A 14,344-nucleotide genomic window follows, 5' to 3' on the forward strand; every position below is an offset into this window, starting at 1 on the left:
CTCCGCGCTCGACAAGCCGGACCCCGTATGGCCGAGATGGTGCCGTACCGGGGCGTGCCCGGGTGCGGCACCCACCGGTCGGCCACGGTGCCGGCGACTGGGAATGATCTTGGCCCAGCGGTCGGCTCGACGCGATTCGAGCTGCGGGTCAGTCCGCCAGGCCGCAGACGTGCGGGCCGTCGGAGTTGACGACGACGAACCCGGTGCTCGTGCCGTCGGCCCACTCGACGGTCACCTGGCGTACCGGCTCGCCGTCGACCTCCGCCTCCGCGACGGCGCCGACCTCGCCACCGCCCGCTGCCGCGACGTAGCGACCGGCGATCTCGTCCGGGGCCACCTGCGCGCGCTCGTCCTCGCACAGCAGTTGGTACGCGGTCTCGGTGTCGTCCTGGTCGAGCGCGGCGAGGAACACCTGGACGACCTCCCGCGACTGCTCCTCACCGGACCCCTTGATGAGCGGCAGCAGCACGACCATGAGGACGGCGACCAGCGCGGTGGCACCGAAGATCATCACCAGCAGCCTGCCGCTGCGCCGGGGCGTACCGGTGTGCAGCGGTGCCGGGTCGTCGTCGTAGAGGAAGGGACCCTGCGTCATCCGCCGCTGACCTCCAGCTCGGCTCCCACGGGTGGCCGCGGGTCGTCGCGGTCGGCCAGCCAGCCCTCCGGCAGCGCCACGGGGCGCGGGGTGCTGGTGCGGCCGCGGGGGGCACCGAGGACGGCGACCGGGTAAGGCTGGTCGGGGATGCCCGCGAGCAGACCGGCCAGCTCGTCGAGGCCGCTCACAATCGCCAGTGCCCGGCGGACGTCGGAGCCCACCGAGAAGCCCTTGAGGTACCAGGCCACGTGCTTGCGGAAGTCGGTGCAGCCGTGGCGCTCGCCGTGCTGCTCGCCCAGCAGCTCGGCGTGCCGGTACATGATGGCGGCGACCTCCCGCAGCGTCGGCAGCGCCCGCGTCGGCTTCCCGGCGAAGGCGGCGGCGAGGTCGCCGAACAGCCACGGGCGGCCCAGGCAGCCGCGGCCGATGACGACGCCCGCGCAACCGGTCTCGGCGACCATGCGCAGCGCGTCGTCGGCCTCCCAGATGTCCCCGTTGCCAAGGACCGGGATGTCGACGGCCTCGACCAGCCGGGCGATGGGCGACCAGTCGGCGGTGCCGCTGTAGAGCTGGTCGGCCGTGCGCCCGTGCAGGGTGATCGCGGCGGCACCCTCGTCCTGCGCCGTCCGGCCGGCGTCGAGGTAGGTGACGTGGTCGCGGTCGATGCCGATGCGGGTCTTGACGGTGACCGGCACGTCCCCGGCCGCGCGGACCGCGGCGCGCACGATGTCCCGGAACAGGACCCGCCGCCAGGGCAGCGCCGACCCCCCGCCCCTGCGGGTCACCTTGGGCACCGGGCAGCCGAAGTTCAGGTCGATGTGCGCGGGCCGGGTGCCGGCGACGCCCTCGTCGACCAGCATCTCCACGGCCCGCCCGACGGTCGCCGGGTGGACGCCGTAGAGCTGCACGGAGAAGGCGTCCTTCTCGTCAGCGGTCGCGCGGACCATGCCGAGGGTCTTCACGCTGCCCTCGACGAGGGCGCGGGTGGTGATCATCTCGCAGACGTACAGACCGGCGCCGAACTCCCGGCACAGGGTGCGGAAGGCCGGGTTGGTGATGCCGGCCATCGGCGCGAGCACCACCGCGGGGTCGACCGCCAGCGGACCAAGCTTCAACGGCGGAAGCGCCGTCGTCGGCTCGAGCGTGCTGGTCATGCCACCCAGAGTAGGCGGCGACGCAGGTCCCCCGTCCTGGCGCTACCAGCTCACCTGGCGGAAGCCGGCCTGATCGGCTTTTGGTACCAAAAGCCGATCAGCAGCCGGGGAGGCGGGCGGCGAGGTAGGCCTCGACCGCGTCGAGGCCGACGCGCTCTTGGCTCATCGAGTCCCGCTCGCGGATCGTCACGGCCTGGTCCTCGAGGGTGTCGAAGTCGACCGTGATGCAGAACGGCGTCCCGATCTCGTCCTGCCGGCGGTACCGGCGGCCGATGGCGCCGGCGTCGTCGAAGTCGACGTTCCAGTTCTTCCGCAGCACCGCGGCGAGGTCCTTTGCCTTCGGCGAGAGGTCGGCGTTGCGCGACAGCGGCAGGACGGCGGCCTTCACCGGCGCCAGCCGCGGGTCGAGCGTGAGCACCGTGCGGGTGTCGACCCCGCCCTTGGCGTTGGGCGCCTCGTCCTCGGTGTAGGCCTCGATCAGGAACGCCATCAGCGAGCGGGTGAGGCCGGCCGCGGGCTCGATGACGTACGGCGTCCAGCGGGTGTTCGTCGCCTGGTCGAAGTAGGACAGGTCCGTGCCCGAGTGCTCGGTGTGCGTCTTCAGGTCGAAGTCGGTGCGGTTGGCGATGCCCTCGAGCTCGCCCCACTCCGAGCCCTGGAAGCCGAAGCGGTACTCGATGTCGACGGTGCGCTTGGAGTAGTGCGACAGCTTCTCCTTCGGGTGCTCGAAGTGCCGCAGGTTCTCCGGATCGATGCCCAGGCCGGTGTACCAGGCGGTGCGCTGGTCGATCCAGTACTGGTGCCATTCCTCGTCGGTGCCCGGCTCGACGAAGAACTCCATCTCCATCTGCTCGAACTCGCGGGTGCGGAAGATGAAGTTGCCCGGGGTGATCTCGTTGCGGAACGACTTGCCGATCTGCCCGATGCCGAACGGCGGCTTCTTGCGGGCCGCACCCATGACGTTCGCGAAGTTCACGAAGATGCCCTGGGCGGTCTCAGGGCGCAGGTAGTGCAGCCCCGACTCGTCCTCGACCGGGCCGAGATAGGTCTTCAGCATCATGTTGAAGTCGCGCGGCTCGGTCCAGGCGCCCTTCGTGCCGCAGTTCGGGCAGCTGATGTCGGCGAGGCCGTTCTCCGGAGCCCGGCCCTTGCGCGCCTCGAACTCCTCCTCGAGGTGGTCGGCCCGGAACCGCTTGTGGCAGCTCTGGCACTCCGTCAGCGGGTCGGTGAAGACGCCGACGTGGCCGGAGGCGACCCACACCTGGCGCGGGAGGATCACCGAGGAGTCCAGGCCGACGATGTCGTCCCGGCTCTGGACGACGGTGCGCCACCACTGCTTCTTGATGTTCTCCTTGAGCTCGACGCCCAGGGGTCCGTAGTCCCAGGCGGAGCGGGTGCCGCCGTAGATCTCGCCCGACGGGAAGACGAAGCCCCGTCGCTTGCAGAGGTTGACCACCTTGTCCAGGAGCGCAGAGTCACGCTTCCGGAGGGTCGGGGCGGGGTCGTTCACGGGCGCTGCCACAGAGGGCTCCATCCGGCTGGCGGTCGGCGGTTGACCCGTCCACGGTAGTTGCCCGTTCGGCGGTGGCTGCGGGAGCACCTCAGGTCAGGCGCCGCGCAGGAGCAGGAGCCACGCGATGCCCGCACCCACGATGACGAGGATCGGCAGCAGGGTGAGCACGACCCACGGCCACCGGCGGGGACGGCGGGGCGTCCGCCCCACGCTCGGCGCGGGCCGCCCACCGGCCATCTCCGGGGAGGCGAAGGCGATCGTCCGCTCGCGGGGCGGGCCGGGGGGCGGGGGCAGTTCGTCGGTCGGCTGGTCGACCAACGGCGTCCCCCGCGGCCGGGCGGGGGTGGCGACGTGCGTGACGGACGTCTCCGGAGGGGGCGCGGAGAAGTCGGGCGTCTCCGCCGGGTCGCCGGCCGACGGACCCAGGTCGCCGGACGCCGGGGACGACGGACGTGGCTGGACCTCCGCCCACTCACGCGGCATCGCCGACGGCGGACGGCCCGGCAGCGACGGCAGGCGGATGTCGCGGGTGCGGTCCTCTCCCCCGGCTGCGGTGCCGTCCGGAGCGCGGTCGTGCTGGGGCGGATCGATCATGGCGCGGTGTGCCTCCCGTGGTGGCGCTCGCCGGCGATGGCCGGGTACGTCCCCGAGGTGGTGCCCGCGATGCGCCGCGCTACGCCTCGGCCGGCTCGGTGTCCCCCGGATCACGCATGAACAGATGCGTCATCGCCGTCCTGATCTCGACGTGGCGCACCAGGAACGCGCGTTCGTCGAGCCGCTTGCGCCGCAGCCAGCCGGTGACCTCGTCGTTGCACTTGCTGGCGTTGCACGAGCCGCACGCCGGAGCGATGTTGTCGAGGGTGTAGCGACCGCCGCGGGAGATGGGGAGCACGCAGTCACGCTGCAGAGGCGCGTCGGCCGCCCCGCAGTACGCGCAACCTCCCCAGGCCGCCTTGAGCGCGGTCCACTGCTCGGCGCTGAGATCGTGCTCGACCCGCTCCATCCGGCGCTTGCGCTTCCGCGCACTCCTCGCCCGCCGGGTTCCGCTGACCACAGCCGGAGCGTATGGCCGCCACGGGCCGGATCCTGGTCGGCCACGCGGGCGCCGGTCAGTCCGTCACGTACACCCCGGGTTCGTCGAGCGCGTGCACCCAGACCGGAGCGCCGCTGATCTTCACCTCGGCCGCCGACAGCGCCCGCCGGTAGGACCCGACGCCGTCCCAGCGGGTGACCAGCGCCCAGAGCTCCGGGTCGTCGGCGGACCGGCCGAGTTCGCCGTCCCGGAAGCCCGGCCGGGCGCCCAGGGCGGCCAGCAGCGGCGCGACGGCGGCGGCCAGCGCCTCGGCGTCGTCCCCCGCCGCCCGAAAGCGCGTCACCGCGAACACGGCGTCCTCCTCCTCGTCGTCCCACCCGGAGCGGAGACGTTGCCATGTGGGCCTGTCACCATGGGTACATGGCCCGCACCACCCGACAGCGCGCCGCCGTCCGAGCGGTCTTCCAGGACCTCGACGGCTTCCACAGCGCGCAGGAGGTGCATGCGCGGCTGCGCGACGCGGGCGATCCCGTCGGGTTGTCGACGGTCTACCGGGCCGTGCAGTCGCTGGCCGACGACGGCGAGCTGGACTCGATCCGCACCGACAGCGGCGAGGCCCTCTACCGTCGGTGCAGCCCCCAGCACCATCACCACCTGGTCTGCCGCGGCTGCGGGCTCACCGTCGAGGTGGCCGGACCCGCCGTCGAGCAGTGGGCCGACCGGATCGCCGGCGACCACGGTTTCGCCGACGTCAGCCACACGCTGGAGATCTTCGGCACCTGCGTGGCCTGCCGGGCCGCCGAGCCGGCCCAGTCCGACGCGCCGCCGGAGCGCACGTCGGCCTGAGCCGGTCAGAGGAAGTCGCAGACCGTCCCGTCGGGCAGCACGTACACCAGGAGCAGGAACTCTTCGCCGTTGTCGAGCTGCAGGGTGAACGACGCGATGTCGGTGTCGGACGTGTTGTCGTAATTGACGCTGTCGAAGGTCCCGTCGGTGAACCCCTGGCCGCCGAGCGTCTGCTCGAAGAAGTACGTGCCGAGCTCCCACGCGGCGTCCCCGCCGGCGGCCGCATCGGTGGCCGCCCGCTGCACCTCGGCGCACGACAGGTCGAAGGCCGTCTGGAACTCCCCCTCCGCCATCGCCTGGACCCAGGTCAGGGCGACGTCACCGGAACCCTCGAAGCGACTCTGGTCGGCGCCGGTGTCCTCCTCGGCGACCCGGGCACCGCCCGGGAGCTCCGCGCGTTCCGACGTGCTGGCCCCGGCCGAGGACGACGAGGCCGCCGGCGTGGAGTCGGACGCGACGTTCTGCGGATCGGCCGAGTCGTCCCCGCCGAGGAGGACGACCAGCAGGATCCCCAGCCCGGAGAGCAGCACCGCGCCACCGACGATGAACCAGGGCAGCAGGTTCCTCTTCGGCGGAGGCGGCGGGGGCGGTGGCCCGCCGTAGGGCCCGGGCTGCCCGTAGGGACCCGGTTGCCCGTACGGCCCTGGCTGCGGGAACGAACCGGGCGGGGGGACGGGCCGGCCGGTGGGGTCGTAGGGACCTTGCGGGCCGTAGCCGCCGAAGGGGGGCTGGGTCATGGCGTGTCTCGGACTCTTTCCGACGGCGACGAGAGGGCGGTGCTCATCCAGGCTGGCGGCACCGTAGTGAGGATGCGCCCGACCGCGGACCGGATATGCCGCGCGAACCCCCCGGGAACCGAAATCGTGACCTGCCGGCCTCTAGTACCAGTTGCAGACGGTCAGGTCCGACTCGACGTCGACGTGGATCACGACCGAGGAGCCGCTCTCGAGGACGGCGGTGAACGTCGCCCGGTCGACGTCGGCCGCCGGCTCGTAGGCGATGCCGTCGAAGGTGCCGTCGGTCATGAACTCGCCGTTGGCCACGGTGTCGCGGAAGGCCTGCGCGAGCCCGTCGGCGGCCGTGCCCCCGATGGCCGCGCCGAAGGCCACGCCCGCACCCTGCAGCGCATCGCAGCTGAGGTCGTAGGCCGCCTGGTTCTCGCGGTTGAGCAGCGCGTTCATGAAGTCGAGCGCCACCTCCTCGGACCCGGCGTACGCGGTCTCCCCCGGCGCGCCGCTGTCGGCCTCCTCGGTGTCGACCGCGCTCGCTCCGCCCGGCAGCGATCCGGCGTCCGCCGACGCGTCGTCCGGAGCCGGTTCCGACGTGGCGGAAGCGGTCACCTGGTCCCCCGCGGCGGTGGAGGTGTCGTCGTCCGGCCCGGTGAGCAGGACGACCAGCAGGATGCCCAGCCCCGACAGGAGCACCGCACCGCCGACGATGAACCAGGGCAGCAGGTTCCTCTTCGGCGGAGGCGGCGGCCCGTAGGGCGGGACGCCGGGACCGTAGGGGCCCGGCGCGCCCTGGGGCGGGAACGGGCCGGGCGGCGGATACGAGCCGGGCTGCGGATAGGAGCCGGGGTACGGGCCTGGGCCGTACGGTCCCGGCCGGCCGAGCGGACCACCTGAAGGGGCTGGAGGCTGGCTCATGGCGCATCCCTCGCACGACGGCGGCGGGCCGCGCCCGCCGCGGTGACCGCAACGTAGTGAGGAGAGCCGCCGACCACCACGGGATACGGCGCGTCTCGTTCCGCTGTCGATCGCGCCGCGAACGGTTCAGGCGGTGCCGAACCGCCGCTGCCGCGAGGCGTACTCCTCGCAGGCGGCCCAGAGGTGCCGGCGGTCGAAGTCGGGCCACAGGGTGTCCAGGAAGACCAGCTCGGCATAGGCCGACTGCCAGAGCAGGAAGTTGCTGGTCCGGTTCTCCCCGGAGCTGCGCACGAACAGGTCCACGTCGGGCATGTCCGGCTCGTCGAGGAAGCGGGCGACGGTCGACTCGTCGACCTTGTCCGGCTTCAGCCGGCCCGCGGCCACCTCCCGGGCGATCGCCGCGGCGGCATCGGCGATCTCGGCCCGGCCGCCGTAGTTCACGCACATCGTCAACGTGAGGACGTCGTTGTCGCGGGTCAGCTCCTCGGCGACCTCGAGCTCCTTGATCACGCTGCGCCACAGCCGGGGACGGCGGCCCGCCCAGCGCACCCGGACGCCGAGCTCGTGCATCTCGTCGCGGCGGCGGCGGATCACGTCGCGGTTGAAGCCCATGAGGAAGCGGACCTCGTCCGGGCTGCGCCGCCAGTTCTCGGTGGAGAAGGCGTAGGCGCTGATCGCGGTGATGCCCAGCTCGATGGCGCCCTCGACGCAGTCGAACAGGGAGGACTCCCCTGCCTCGTGCCCCGCCGTCCGGGGCAGTCCGCGCTGGTTCGCCCAGCGGCCGTTGCCGTCCATGACGATGGCCACGTGACCGGGCACCTTGTCGGCCGGGATCTGCGGGGGGCGCGCGCCGGAGGGGTGCGGGTTCGGCGCCTTGACCTCACGGTTCACGTGCGATCGACCAGCGCCAAGGACCGCAGGCCACGCTCCAGGTGCCACTGCAGCAGCGCTGCCACCAGGCCGCTGCCCTCACGCCGGTTGGTGCCCTGGCTGGCCTCGGCGAACTCCCAGTCGCCGGTCAGCAGGGCCTCCAGCAGCTCGATCGTCACCGGGCTCGGCATCGAGGAACCGGTCGGCCGGCAGGCCGGGCAGACCATGCCGCCGGCCGGCACCGAGAAGTGCCGGTGCGGCCCGCCCTCGCCGCAGCGGGCGCAGCCCGACAGTGCCGGCTCCCAGCCGGCGACCGACATCGCCCGGAGCAGGAACGCGTCGAGCACCAGACCGGCCGGGTGCGTCCGATCGGCCAGGGCCCGCATGGCACCGATGACCAGCAGGAACAGCCGCAGCGACGGCTCCTTCTCCTCGGAGGTGAGGCGGTCCGCCGTCTCCAGGACCGCCGTGCCCGCGGTGTAGGACGGGTAGTCGTCGACGACGTCGTTGCCGTAGGAGCGGATGGACTCCGCCTGGCTGACGATGTCGAGGTTGCGGCCGGTGTAGAGCTGCAGGTCGACGTGGCTGAACGGCTCCAGCCGCGACCCGAACTTGCTCTTGGTGCGCCGCACACCCTTGGCGACCGCGCGGATCTTGCCGTGCTTGCGGGTGAGGACGGTGATGATGCGGTCGGCCTCCCCCAGCTTCTGGGTCCGGAGCACCACGCCCTCGTCGCGGTAGAGCGCCTTCGGCGTCGTGCTCACGGCTCGACTCCTACGGCGTTCTCGGCGGCCACGTCAGTAGCCCAGCCGGTTGAGCTTCTTCGGGTCGTCCTGCCATTCGCCGAGCACGGTGACGTGCAGCTCCAGGTGCACCCGGGCACCGAGCAGCGTCTCCATGCCGACCCGAGCCTCGCTGCCGATGGCCTTGATGATCTGCCCGCCCTTGCCGAGCAGCATCGGCTTCTGGCTGTTCCGCTCGACGTGCAGCAGCGCGTGCACCTCGATCAGCTCGCCGCCGGCCCGCTTCGGGTCGGGGCGGCGGACCAGCTCCTCGATCGTGACGGCCAGGGAGTGCGGCACCTCCTGGCGCACCTTCTCCAGCGCCGCCTCGCGGATCAGCTCGGCGATCTGGCGCTCGGTGTCCTCGTCGGTGGTCTGCTCCTCCGGGTACAGCGGCGGACCCTCCGGCAGGAGGCCGATCAGCAGGTCCTCCAGGAGCTCGACCTGGTCGCCGTTGACCGCGCTGACCGGCACGACCTCGGCGGCCTCGACCAGCCGGCTGGCGGCCATCAGCTGCTCGGCCACCTGCTTCTTCGGAGCCGCATCGGTCTTGGTGACCACCAGGACGATCGGGGCCTTCACCTCGCGCAGCTGACGGGCGATGAACGCGTCGCCGGTGCCGACGGGCTGGTCGGCGGGGATGCAGAACACGATGACGTCGACGTCGGACAGGGTGTCGCGGACGACGTCGTTGAGCCGCTTGCCCAGCAGGCTCTTCGGCTTGTGCAGCCCGGGGGTGTCGACGAGGACGATCTGGCCGCTCGGCTTGTGCACCACCCCGCGGATGGCGTGCCGGGTGGTCTGCGGACGGTTGCTGACGATGCCGACCTTCTCGCCGACCAGCGCGTTGGTCAGCGTCGTCTTCCCGGCGTTGGGGCGGCCCACCAGTGCGACGAAGCCGCTGCGGTGCGGCGGCTGCTCGGGGAGGCTCACCCCGCCAGTCTCCCACCGCCGGACGACGGATCCGCCGCAACCGGCTGAGATGATCGGGACATGGCAGCACACGCGCGGGCGATCCAGGAGCGCGAGCGGCACCTCGAGCAGACGCGCGGCTATCCGTTCCTCGTCGGCCGCGGCCCGAAGGCGTCGGCGACGGTGCGTCCGGCCCCGCTGCGGTACTGGCAGTACGACGCGGCGCGGTCGACGGCGGTCATCTTCGTCGCGGTCGTCGTCACGGTCTGGCTGGGCCTGTTCGGCTGGGTCGGCGGCTCGTCGGCACTCGTCGACGAGGCGCCGCTCGCCCTCGGGCTCGGTCTCGTCGTCCTGCTGCTGAGCACCTGCCGGTTCACGGTCTCCGACCACGGCGTGTCCACCGACGTCGCGGGCAGCCGGACGTCGCCGGGCAACGTGGTGCCGCTGATGCTGGTCCGGGACGTGCGGCTCGGGGACGCCCCGGCCGACTGGCCCTCACCGACGCGGCAGGGCGGCCGGTGGCCGGGTCGTCAGCGGGTCGCCGTCCGCCATCTGGCCGAGGACGGGCAGACCGACACGGCGTTCACCCACTGGGTGCGCGACCCGGCGGCGTTCGCCGCCGCCCTGGGCCACCCGCTCTGAGCTGTCCCCTACGGCCTCGTCCAGGGCACCGCCCCGAGCCTGCGAGGGGTGGGGAGGACGAGGTCCTTCAACACACAGTGGTGCGGTGACTCCCGTCTGGGCCGGCGAGGTGCACCGGTGCCGACGGCGTGAGGTCGTGAACGGCGGCCAGGCCGTCGGACTCGACGGCGTCGGCGGCCGAGACGATCGCCGCCGCATCCAGGCCCTCTACCCCGCTGGAGACGGCGGCGGCCACCGCGGCCTGCAGCGCCGACAGCTTCAGCGAGGGCAGGGACACCGTGGCCGCGAGGTAGGTGCGGCCGTCGGTGTCGCGCACCGCCGCACCCTCGGCGGCACCGGTGCGGCCGCGCGCCGACCGGGCGAGTGTGACGAGCTTGGCGTCCTCGGGCTGAAGTTCTGACACGAGGCGTCAGCCTTCCACCGGGGCCGGCTCCTCGTAGCGGGTGGCCCCCCTGCCCGACGACCCGCGGGGCTCCTCGGCGGTCTCCTCGGACAGCTCCTCCACCCGGCACACCAGCAGCGTGTCGATCTGATTGCGACGCCCGCCGCGGCTCTCGGCGACCAGCTTCAACCCGCCGACCTCGGCCGACGCGCCCTCGATCGGCACCCTGCCGAGTGCGCGGGCGAGCAGTCCGCCGACGGTCTCGACGTCGTCGTCCTCAGGCAGTTCCACACCGAACAGCTCCGCCAGGTCCTCGACGGGAAGCCGCGCGGTGATCCGCATCGAGCCGTCCGGCAGCTCCTCGACGAGCGGTCGCTGGAACTGGTCGTGCTCGTCGGCGATCTCCCCGACGATCTCCTCGAGGATGTCCTCGATGGTGACCAGCCCGGCGAAGCCGCCGTACTCGTCGACCACGATCGCGATGTGGATGCGCTGAGCCTGCATGTCCCGCAGCAGCTCGTCGACCGGCTTGGACTCCGGCACGAACGTCGGCGGGCGCATGACCTCCTCGACCCGCGGGCCGCGCTGGTCGGAACCGTTCTGCGACCGGCGGACGAGGTCCTTGAGGTAGACGACGCCGACGACGTCGTCGACGTTCTCCCCGATGACCGGCAGCCGGCTGAAGCCGCTGCGCAGTGCGAGGGCGAGCGCCTGGCGCACGGTCTTGGTGCGCTCTATCCAGACGACGTCGGTGCGCGGGACCATCACCTCGCGGGCGATGGTGTCGCCCAGCTCGAACACCGAGTGGATCATCTGGCGCTCGCCGGACTCCACGACGCCGCGCTCCTCGGCCATGTCGACCAGCTCGCGCAGCTCGACCTCGGAGGAGAACGGGCCGTCGCGGAAGCCGCGTCCCGGCGTGATCATGTTGCCGATCAGGATCAGCAGAGTCGCCACCGGCCCGAGCACCCGGCCGAGCAGCTTCACGACACCCGCGGTGGCGAGTGCGACCCCGTAGGCGTGCTGCCGGCCGAGGGTGCGGGGACCCACGCCGACGAGCACGTAGCTCACCACGACCATCACGCCGGCGGCGGTGAGGATCGTCTGCCAGCTGTTCCCCCACAGGTCGTAGAAGAGGACGGTGACCAGCACCGCCGCGAGCGTCTCGCACACGATCCGGAGCAGGAGCAGGAGGGCGACGTGGCGCGAGCGCTCCTGGAGGACCTCCTCCAGCGAGGCTGCGCGCTTGATCCCCTCCCGGCGCATCTCCTCGACGCGAGCCTTGGAGACCCGCTGCAACGCGGCGTCCATGGCGGCGAACAGTCCGGCCAGCGGGACCAGGAGGATCGCGATCACGAGCAGGGTGATCGCTCCGGACGTCATCGGATCCCCGGCTCCCGGCCGGCCGCCTCGCCGGTCACGGGCTCGCGCGGCGCGGACCGCCAGCCCTCGATGAGCTTCTGCTGGAGACCGAACATCTCCTTCTCCTCATCGGGGTCCATGTGGTCGTACCCGAGGAGGTGCAGCACGCCGTGCGTGGCCAGGAGGACCAGTTCGTCGTCCATGGAGTGGCCTGCGGCCCGGGCCTGACGGACGGCGACGGCCGGGCAGAGGACGACGTCCCCGAGCAGGGCCGGGCCCGGATCGGGGTCGTCGGGTCGGCCGGTGTCCAGTTCGTCCATGGGGAAGGCCAGGACGTCGGTCGGCCCCTTCTCCCCCATCCAGCGCTCGTGCAGGCTGCTCATGTACTCGACGTCGACACAGAGCACGGAGAGCTCGGCCAGCGGGTTGACCTGCATCTCACCCAGCACGAAGCGGCAGATGCCGGCCAGCTCGGCCTCGTCGACGGCGATCTCGGATTCGTTGGCCACCTCGACGGGCACGCCGGTCAGCTCCCCTGCCGGCGCGGTCGCGACGTCCGGACCGGCGCGCCAGCTGCCGGTCGGGCGGAAGCCGGCTGCCTCGTGGCGTCCCAGCGCTCGTAGGCGTCGACGATGTCGCCGACCAGGCGGTGACGGACGACGTCGGCGCTGGTCAGGTTCGAGAAGTGGACGTCCTCGATGTCACCGAGGATCTCGCGGACGATCCGCAGCCCGCTCTGCGCGCCGCCGGGCAGGTCGACCTGGGTGATGTCGCCGGTGACGACGATCTTGGAGCCGAAGCCGAGGCGGGTGAGGAACATCTTCATCTGCTCGGCGGTGGTGTTCTGGGCCTCGTCGAGGATCACGAACGCGTCGTTGAGCGTGTTGTGCGTGACGAGGAAGTCGTCCGTGACGTACAGCGAGTCCTGGGCGGCGACCTGGATGCACATGGTTTCCTGCTCGCCCACCGGCTCGATGCTCTGGATGAACCGCATCGGCCGTCCGCCGCCGGTGGCGTCGTAGCGCCTCCGCTTGCGCTCCAGCCGGAACGGCTGGGTGCCGGCAGGCAGGCGGATGTCGAGGATGTGAGCATCGTGCCGGTGGTGGACGGGCCGGCCCAGGGCAAGGCCCGGCCGGCGTCCGGCCGCCGGACGGGTCCGCGAGGTGACCAAGCCGCCCAGCGAGCGGACCAGGAACATGACGTCATCGCGCAGACGGGCAGACGTCGTCGTGTACTGAATCCGGCAGGTGCGGCCGCGCTGCGGAACCGGGCCCCCGTCCGAGTCCAGGAGCCCCTGCAGCAGGGCCGTCCGCACCTCCGCAGAGTTGTGCGAGTAGACCCAGGGCACGAACTTCGTCTCCGACCGAGTGCCCGCCAAGCCCAGCTCTCGAACGGCCTCGGTCACCGGGTTCGCGATCCGCAGGCCGCCCCGCCCGCCGTTGACGTGGTGCAGGACGTAGTCGGGTCCGGCCGTGTGCCGTACGACGATGCCGTCGAGCGCCGACTCGAGTGCGACGACCAGTTCGGGGTCCGCCGTGGAGAAGGACGGAGTGGTGGCCGTCGTGAGGCAGCCGTCGCCGAGCAGCAGGCCGAGCGCGTAGGGATCGAGGGGTACTTCCTGGGGCTCGAACTCGACCGCCTCGACCAGCGGCAACTCGTAGCGGTGCGCATGCGACCAGCGCAGATTGCCGGTCATCTCTTGTGTCTCGAGCGTGCGTGTCGTGCCGCGGCGGCGGTCATCCGGCGTGGCCACCGTCCAGAGGTGTTCACCGCAGGCCAGCGTCGACGCGCCGTCCTGGGTGGTGACGCGGTAGACCAGTTTCGTGCCCTGCGGGTAGACCCCGAGAACGGGCGTCGGGGTTCCATCGGACCCGATGACAAGGTCCCCGACCTGCAGGCTGCCGATCGGCATGAAGCCGTTGGGTGTGAGCACGGTGGCGTCGTATGGCTGCGCTCGGCCGCGCATGTAGGCCAGCGGGGCGACCTCGATCGTGCCGGCGGCCATCAGCCGCGGGATCGACTCCGGGTCGACCATGTCGTGCAGCGCGTCGTAGAGCGGCCGCAGGTAGGGGTCGATCTTCTCCGACAGCGATCCGGGCAGGAAGCCCAGCCGCTCCCCGGCCTCGACGGCCGGGCGGGTCAGGATGATCCGGTTGACCTGCTTGGTCTGCAGCGCCTGCACGGCCTTGGCCATGGCCAGGTAGGTCTTGCCGGTGCCGGCGGGGCCGATGCCGAAGACGATCGTGTTGGCGTCGATGGCGTCGACGTACCGCTTCTGGTTGAGCGTCTTGGGCCGGATCGTGCGGCCGCGACGGCTGATGATGTCGAGGCTGAGGACGTCGGCCGGCCGCTCGGACCCGCCGCTCTTCAGCATCGCGATGACCCGGCGGACCGAGTCCGGCCGCAGCTCCTGGCGGGTGCCGAGCAGCGCGATCAGCTCGTCGAACACCCGGACGGCGAAGGCGTTGTCGGCCGGCAGCCCGGTGATGGCGATCTCGTTGCCGCGCACATGGATGTCGGCCTCGACCTCCGCCTCGACCAGGCGGACCAACTCGTCGGCCGAGCCCAGCAGGGCGACCATCGAGACGGAGTCGGGAACGGTGATGG

At 71.9% G+C, this 14,344-nt stretch carries 16 protein-coding genes and 2 pseudogenes; 2 read left to right on the forward strand and 16 right to left on the reverse strand.

Features of this window, described 5'->3' with window-relative positions; genetic code table 11:
* Positions 1-148: 148 nt before the first annotated feature.
* The 6 genes from E4P38_RS01080 to E4P38_RS01105 form a co-directional block, all read right to left on the reverse strand.
* Entirely contained in the window at positions 149-595 is a 447-nt protein-coding gene (locus tag E4P38_RS01080) for a hypothetical protein (protein ID WP_135129864.1), read from the reverse strand.
* A complete protein-coding gene (gene dusB, locus E4P38_RS01085) occupies positions 592-1,749 on the reverse strand; it encodes a tRNA dihydrouridine synthase DusB (RefSeq protein ID WP_135129865.1) in 1,158 nt (385 codons plus the stop codon). Before dusB ends, E4P38_RS01080 begins: the two co-directional genes overlap by 4 nt.
* Positions 1,750-1,846: 97 nt before the next feature.
* Positions 1,847-3,271, reverse strand: a complete 1,425-nt coding sequence (locus E4P38_RS01090; RefSeq protein ID WP_245160714.1) for a glycine--tRNA ligase — start codon at positions 3,269-3,271, stop codon at positions 1,847-1,849.
* Between the two features lie 84 nt (positions 3,272-3,355).
* A complete protein-coding gene (locus E4P38_RS01095) occupies positions 3,356-3,856 on the reverse strand; it encodes a hypothetical protein (protein WP_135129866.1) in 501 nt (166 codons plus the stop codon).
* A gap of 79 nt (positions 3,857-3,935) precedes the next feature.
* Positions 3,936-4,316: an HNH endonuclease gene (locus E4P38_RS01100; RefSeq protein ID WP_245160715.1), complete on the reverse strand. Its 381-nt coding sequence runs from the start codon at positions 4,314-4,316 to the stop codon at positions 3,936-3,938.
* Between the two features lie 55 nt (positions 4,317-4,371).
* Positions 4,372-4,647 (reverse strand): antibiotic biosynthesis monooxygenase, encoded by a 276-nt coding sequence (locus tag E4P38_RS01105; RefSeq protein WP_135129867.1) that lies wholly within the window; start codon positions 4,645-4,647, stop codon positions 4,372-4,374.
* A gap of 68 nt (positions 4,648-4,715) precedes the next feature.
* Here E4P38_RS01105 and E4P38_RS01110 point away from each other — a divergent pair, with 68 nt between their 5' ends.
* Positions 4,716-5,141: a transcriptional repressor gene (locus tag E4P38_RS01110; RefSeq protein WP_135129868.1), complete on the forward strand. Its 426-nt coding sequence runs from the start codon at positions 4,716-4,718 to the stop codon at positions 5,139-5,141.
* Positions 5,142-5,146: 5 nt separating this feature from the next.
* On the opposite strand, the gene E4P38_RS01115 is transcribed toward E4P38_RS01110, so the two are convergent.
* The 5 genes from E4P38_RS01115 to era form a co-directional block, all read right to left on the reverse strand.
* Positions 5,147-5,878, reverse strand: coding sequence for a hypothetical protein (locus E4P38_RS01115; RefSeq protein ID WP_135129869.1), 732 nt, complete (start codon positions 5,876-5,878; stop codon positions 5,147-5,149).
* A gap of 141 nt (positions 5,879-6,019) precedes the next feature.
* Positions 6,020-6,787 (reverse strand): hypothetical protein, encoded by a 768-nt coding sequence (locus tag E4P38_RS01120; protein ID WP_135129870.1) that lies wholly within the window; start codon positions 6,785-6,787, stop codon positions 6,020-6,022.
* 126 nt (positions 6,788-6,913) lie between these two features.
* The gene (locus E4P38_RS01125; RefSeq protein WP_135129871.1) at positions 6,914-7,678 is read right to left on the reverse strand and encodes an isoprenyl transferase; all 765 of its coding nucleotides are present in this window, start codon (positions 7,676-7,678) and stop codon (positions 6,914-6,916) included.
* Positions 7,675-8,421 (reverse strand): DNA repair protein RecO, encoded by a 747-nt coding sequence (recO, locus tag E4P38_RS01130; protein ID WP_135129872.1) that lies wholly within the window; start codon positions 8,419-8,421, stop codon positions 7,675-7,677. Before recO ends, E4P38_RS01125 begins: the two co-directional genes overlap by 4 nt.
* Before the next feature lie 33 nt (positions 8,422-8,454).
* Positions 8,455-9,372: a GTPase Era gene (era, locus tag E4P38_RS01135; RefSeq protein WP_135129873.1), complete on the reverse strand. Its 918-nt coding sequence runs from the start codon at positions 9,370-9,372 to the stop codon at positions 8,455-8,457.
* A 60-nt stretch (positions 9,373-9,432) separates the two neighbouring features.
* On the opposite strand from era, the gene E4P38_RS01140 reads away from it, so the two are divergent.
* A complete protein-coding gene (locus tag E4P38_RS01140) occupies positions 9,433-9,993 on the forward strand; it encodes a hypothetical protein (protein WP_135129874.1) in 561 nt (186 codons plus the stop codon).
* Between the two features lie 67 nt (positions 9,994-10,060).
* Here the strand turns inward: E4P38_RS01140 and E4P38_RS01145 are convergent, their stop codons facing one another.
* The 5 genes and pseudogenes from E4P38_RS01145 to E4P38_RS23720 form a co-directional block, all read right to left on the reverse strand.
* The gene (locus tag E4P38_RS01145; protein WP_135129875.1) at positions 10,061-10,396 is read right to left on the reverse strand and encodes a cytidine deaminase; all 336 of its coding nucleotides are present in this window, start codon (positions 10,394-10,396) and stop codon (positions 10,061-10,063) included.
* Between the two features lie 6 nt (positions 10,397-10,402).
* Entirely contained in the window at positions 10,403-11,758 is a 1,356-nt protein-coding gene (locus tag E4P38_RS01150) for a hemolysin family protein (RefSeq protein ID WP_135129876.1), read from the reverse strand.
* Positions 11,755-12,258, reverse strand: coding sequence for an rRNA maturation RNase YbeY (gene ybeY, locus E4P38_RS01155; RefSeq protein WP_135129877.1), 504 nt, complete (start codon positions 12,256-12,258; stop codon positions 11,755-11,757). Before ybeY ends, E4P38_RS01150 begins: the two co-directional genes overlap by 4 nt.
* A gap of 5 nt (positions 12,259-12,263) precedes the next feature.
* Positions 12,264-12,620, reverse strand: a pseudogene (locus E4P38_RS23715) (PhoH family protein); the annotation flags it as partial.
* Between the two features lie 264 nt (positions 12,621-12,884).
* A pseudogene (locus E4P38_RS23720) lies at positions 12,885-14,318 on the reverse strand (PhoH family protein); the annotation flags it as partial.
* Between the last annotated feature and the right edge of the window lie 26 nt (positions 14,319-14,344).

Source organism: Blastococcus sp. CT_GayMR16 (assembly GCF_004570875.1).
In the GTDB taxonomy this organism is placed as follows: Bacteria; Actinomycetota; Actinomycetes; order Mycobacteriales; family Geodermatophilaceae; genus Blastococcus_B.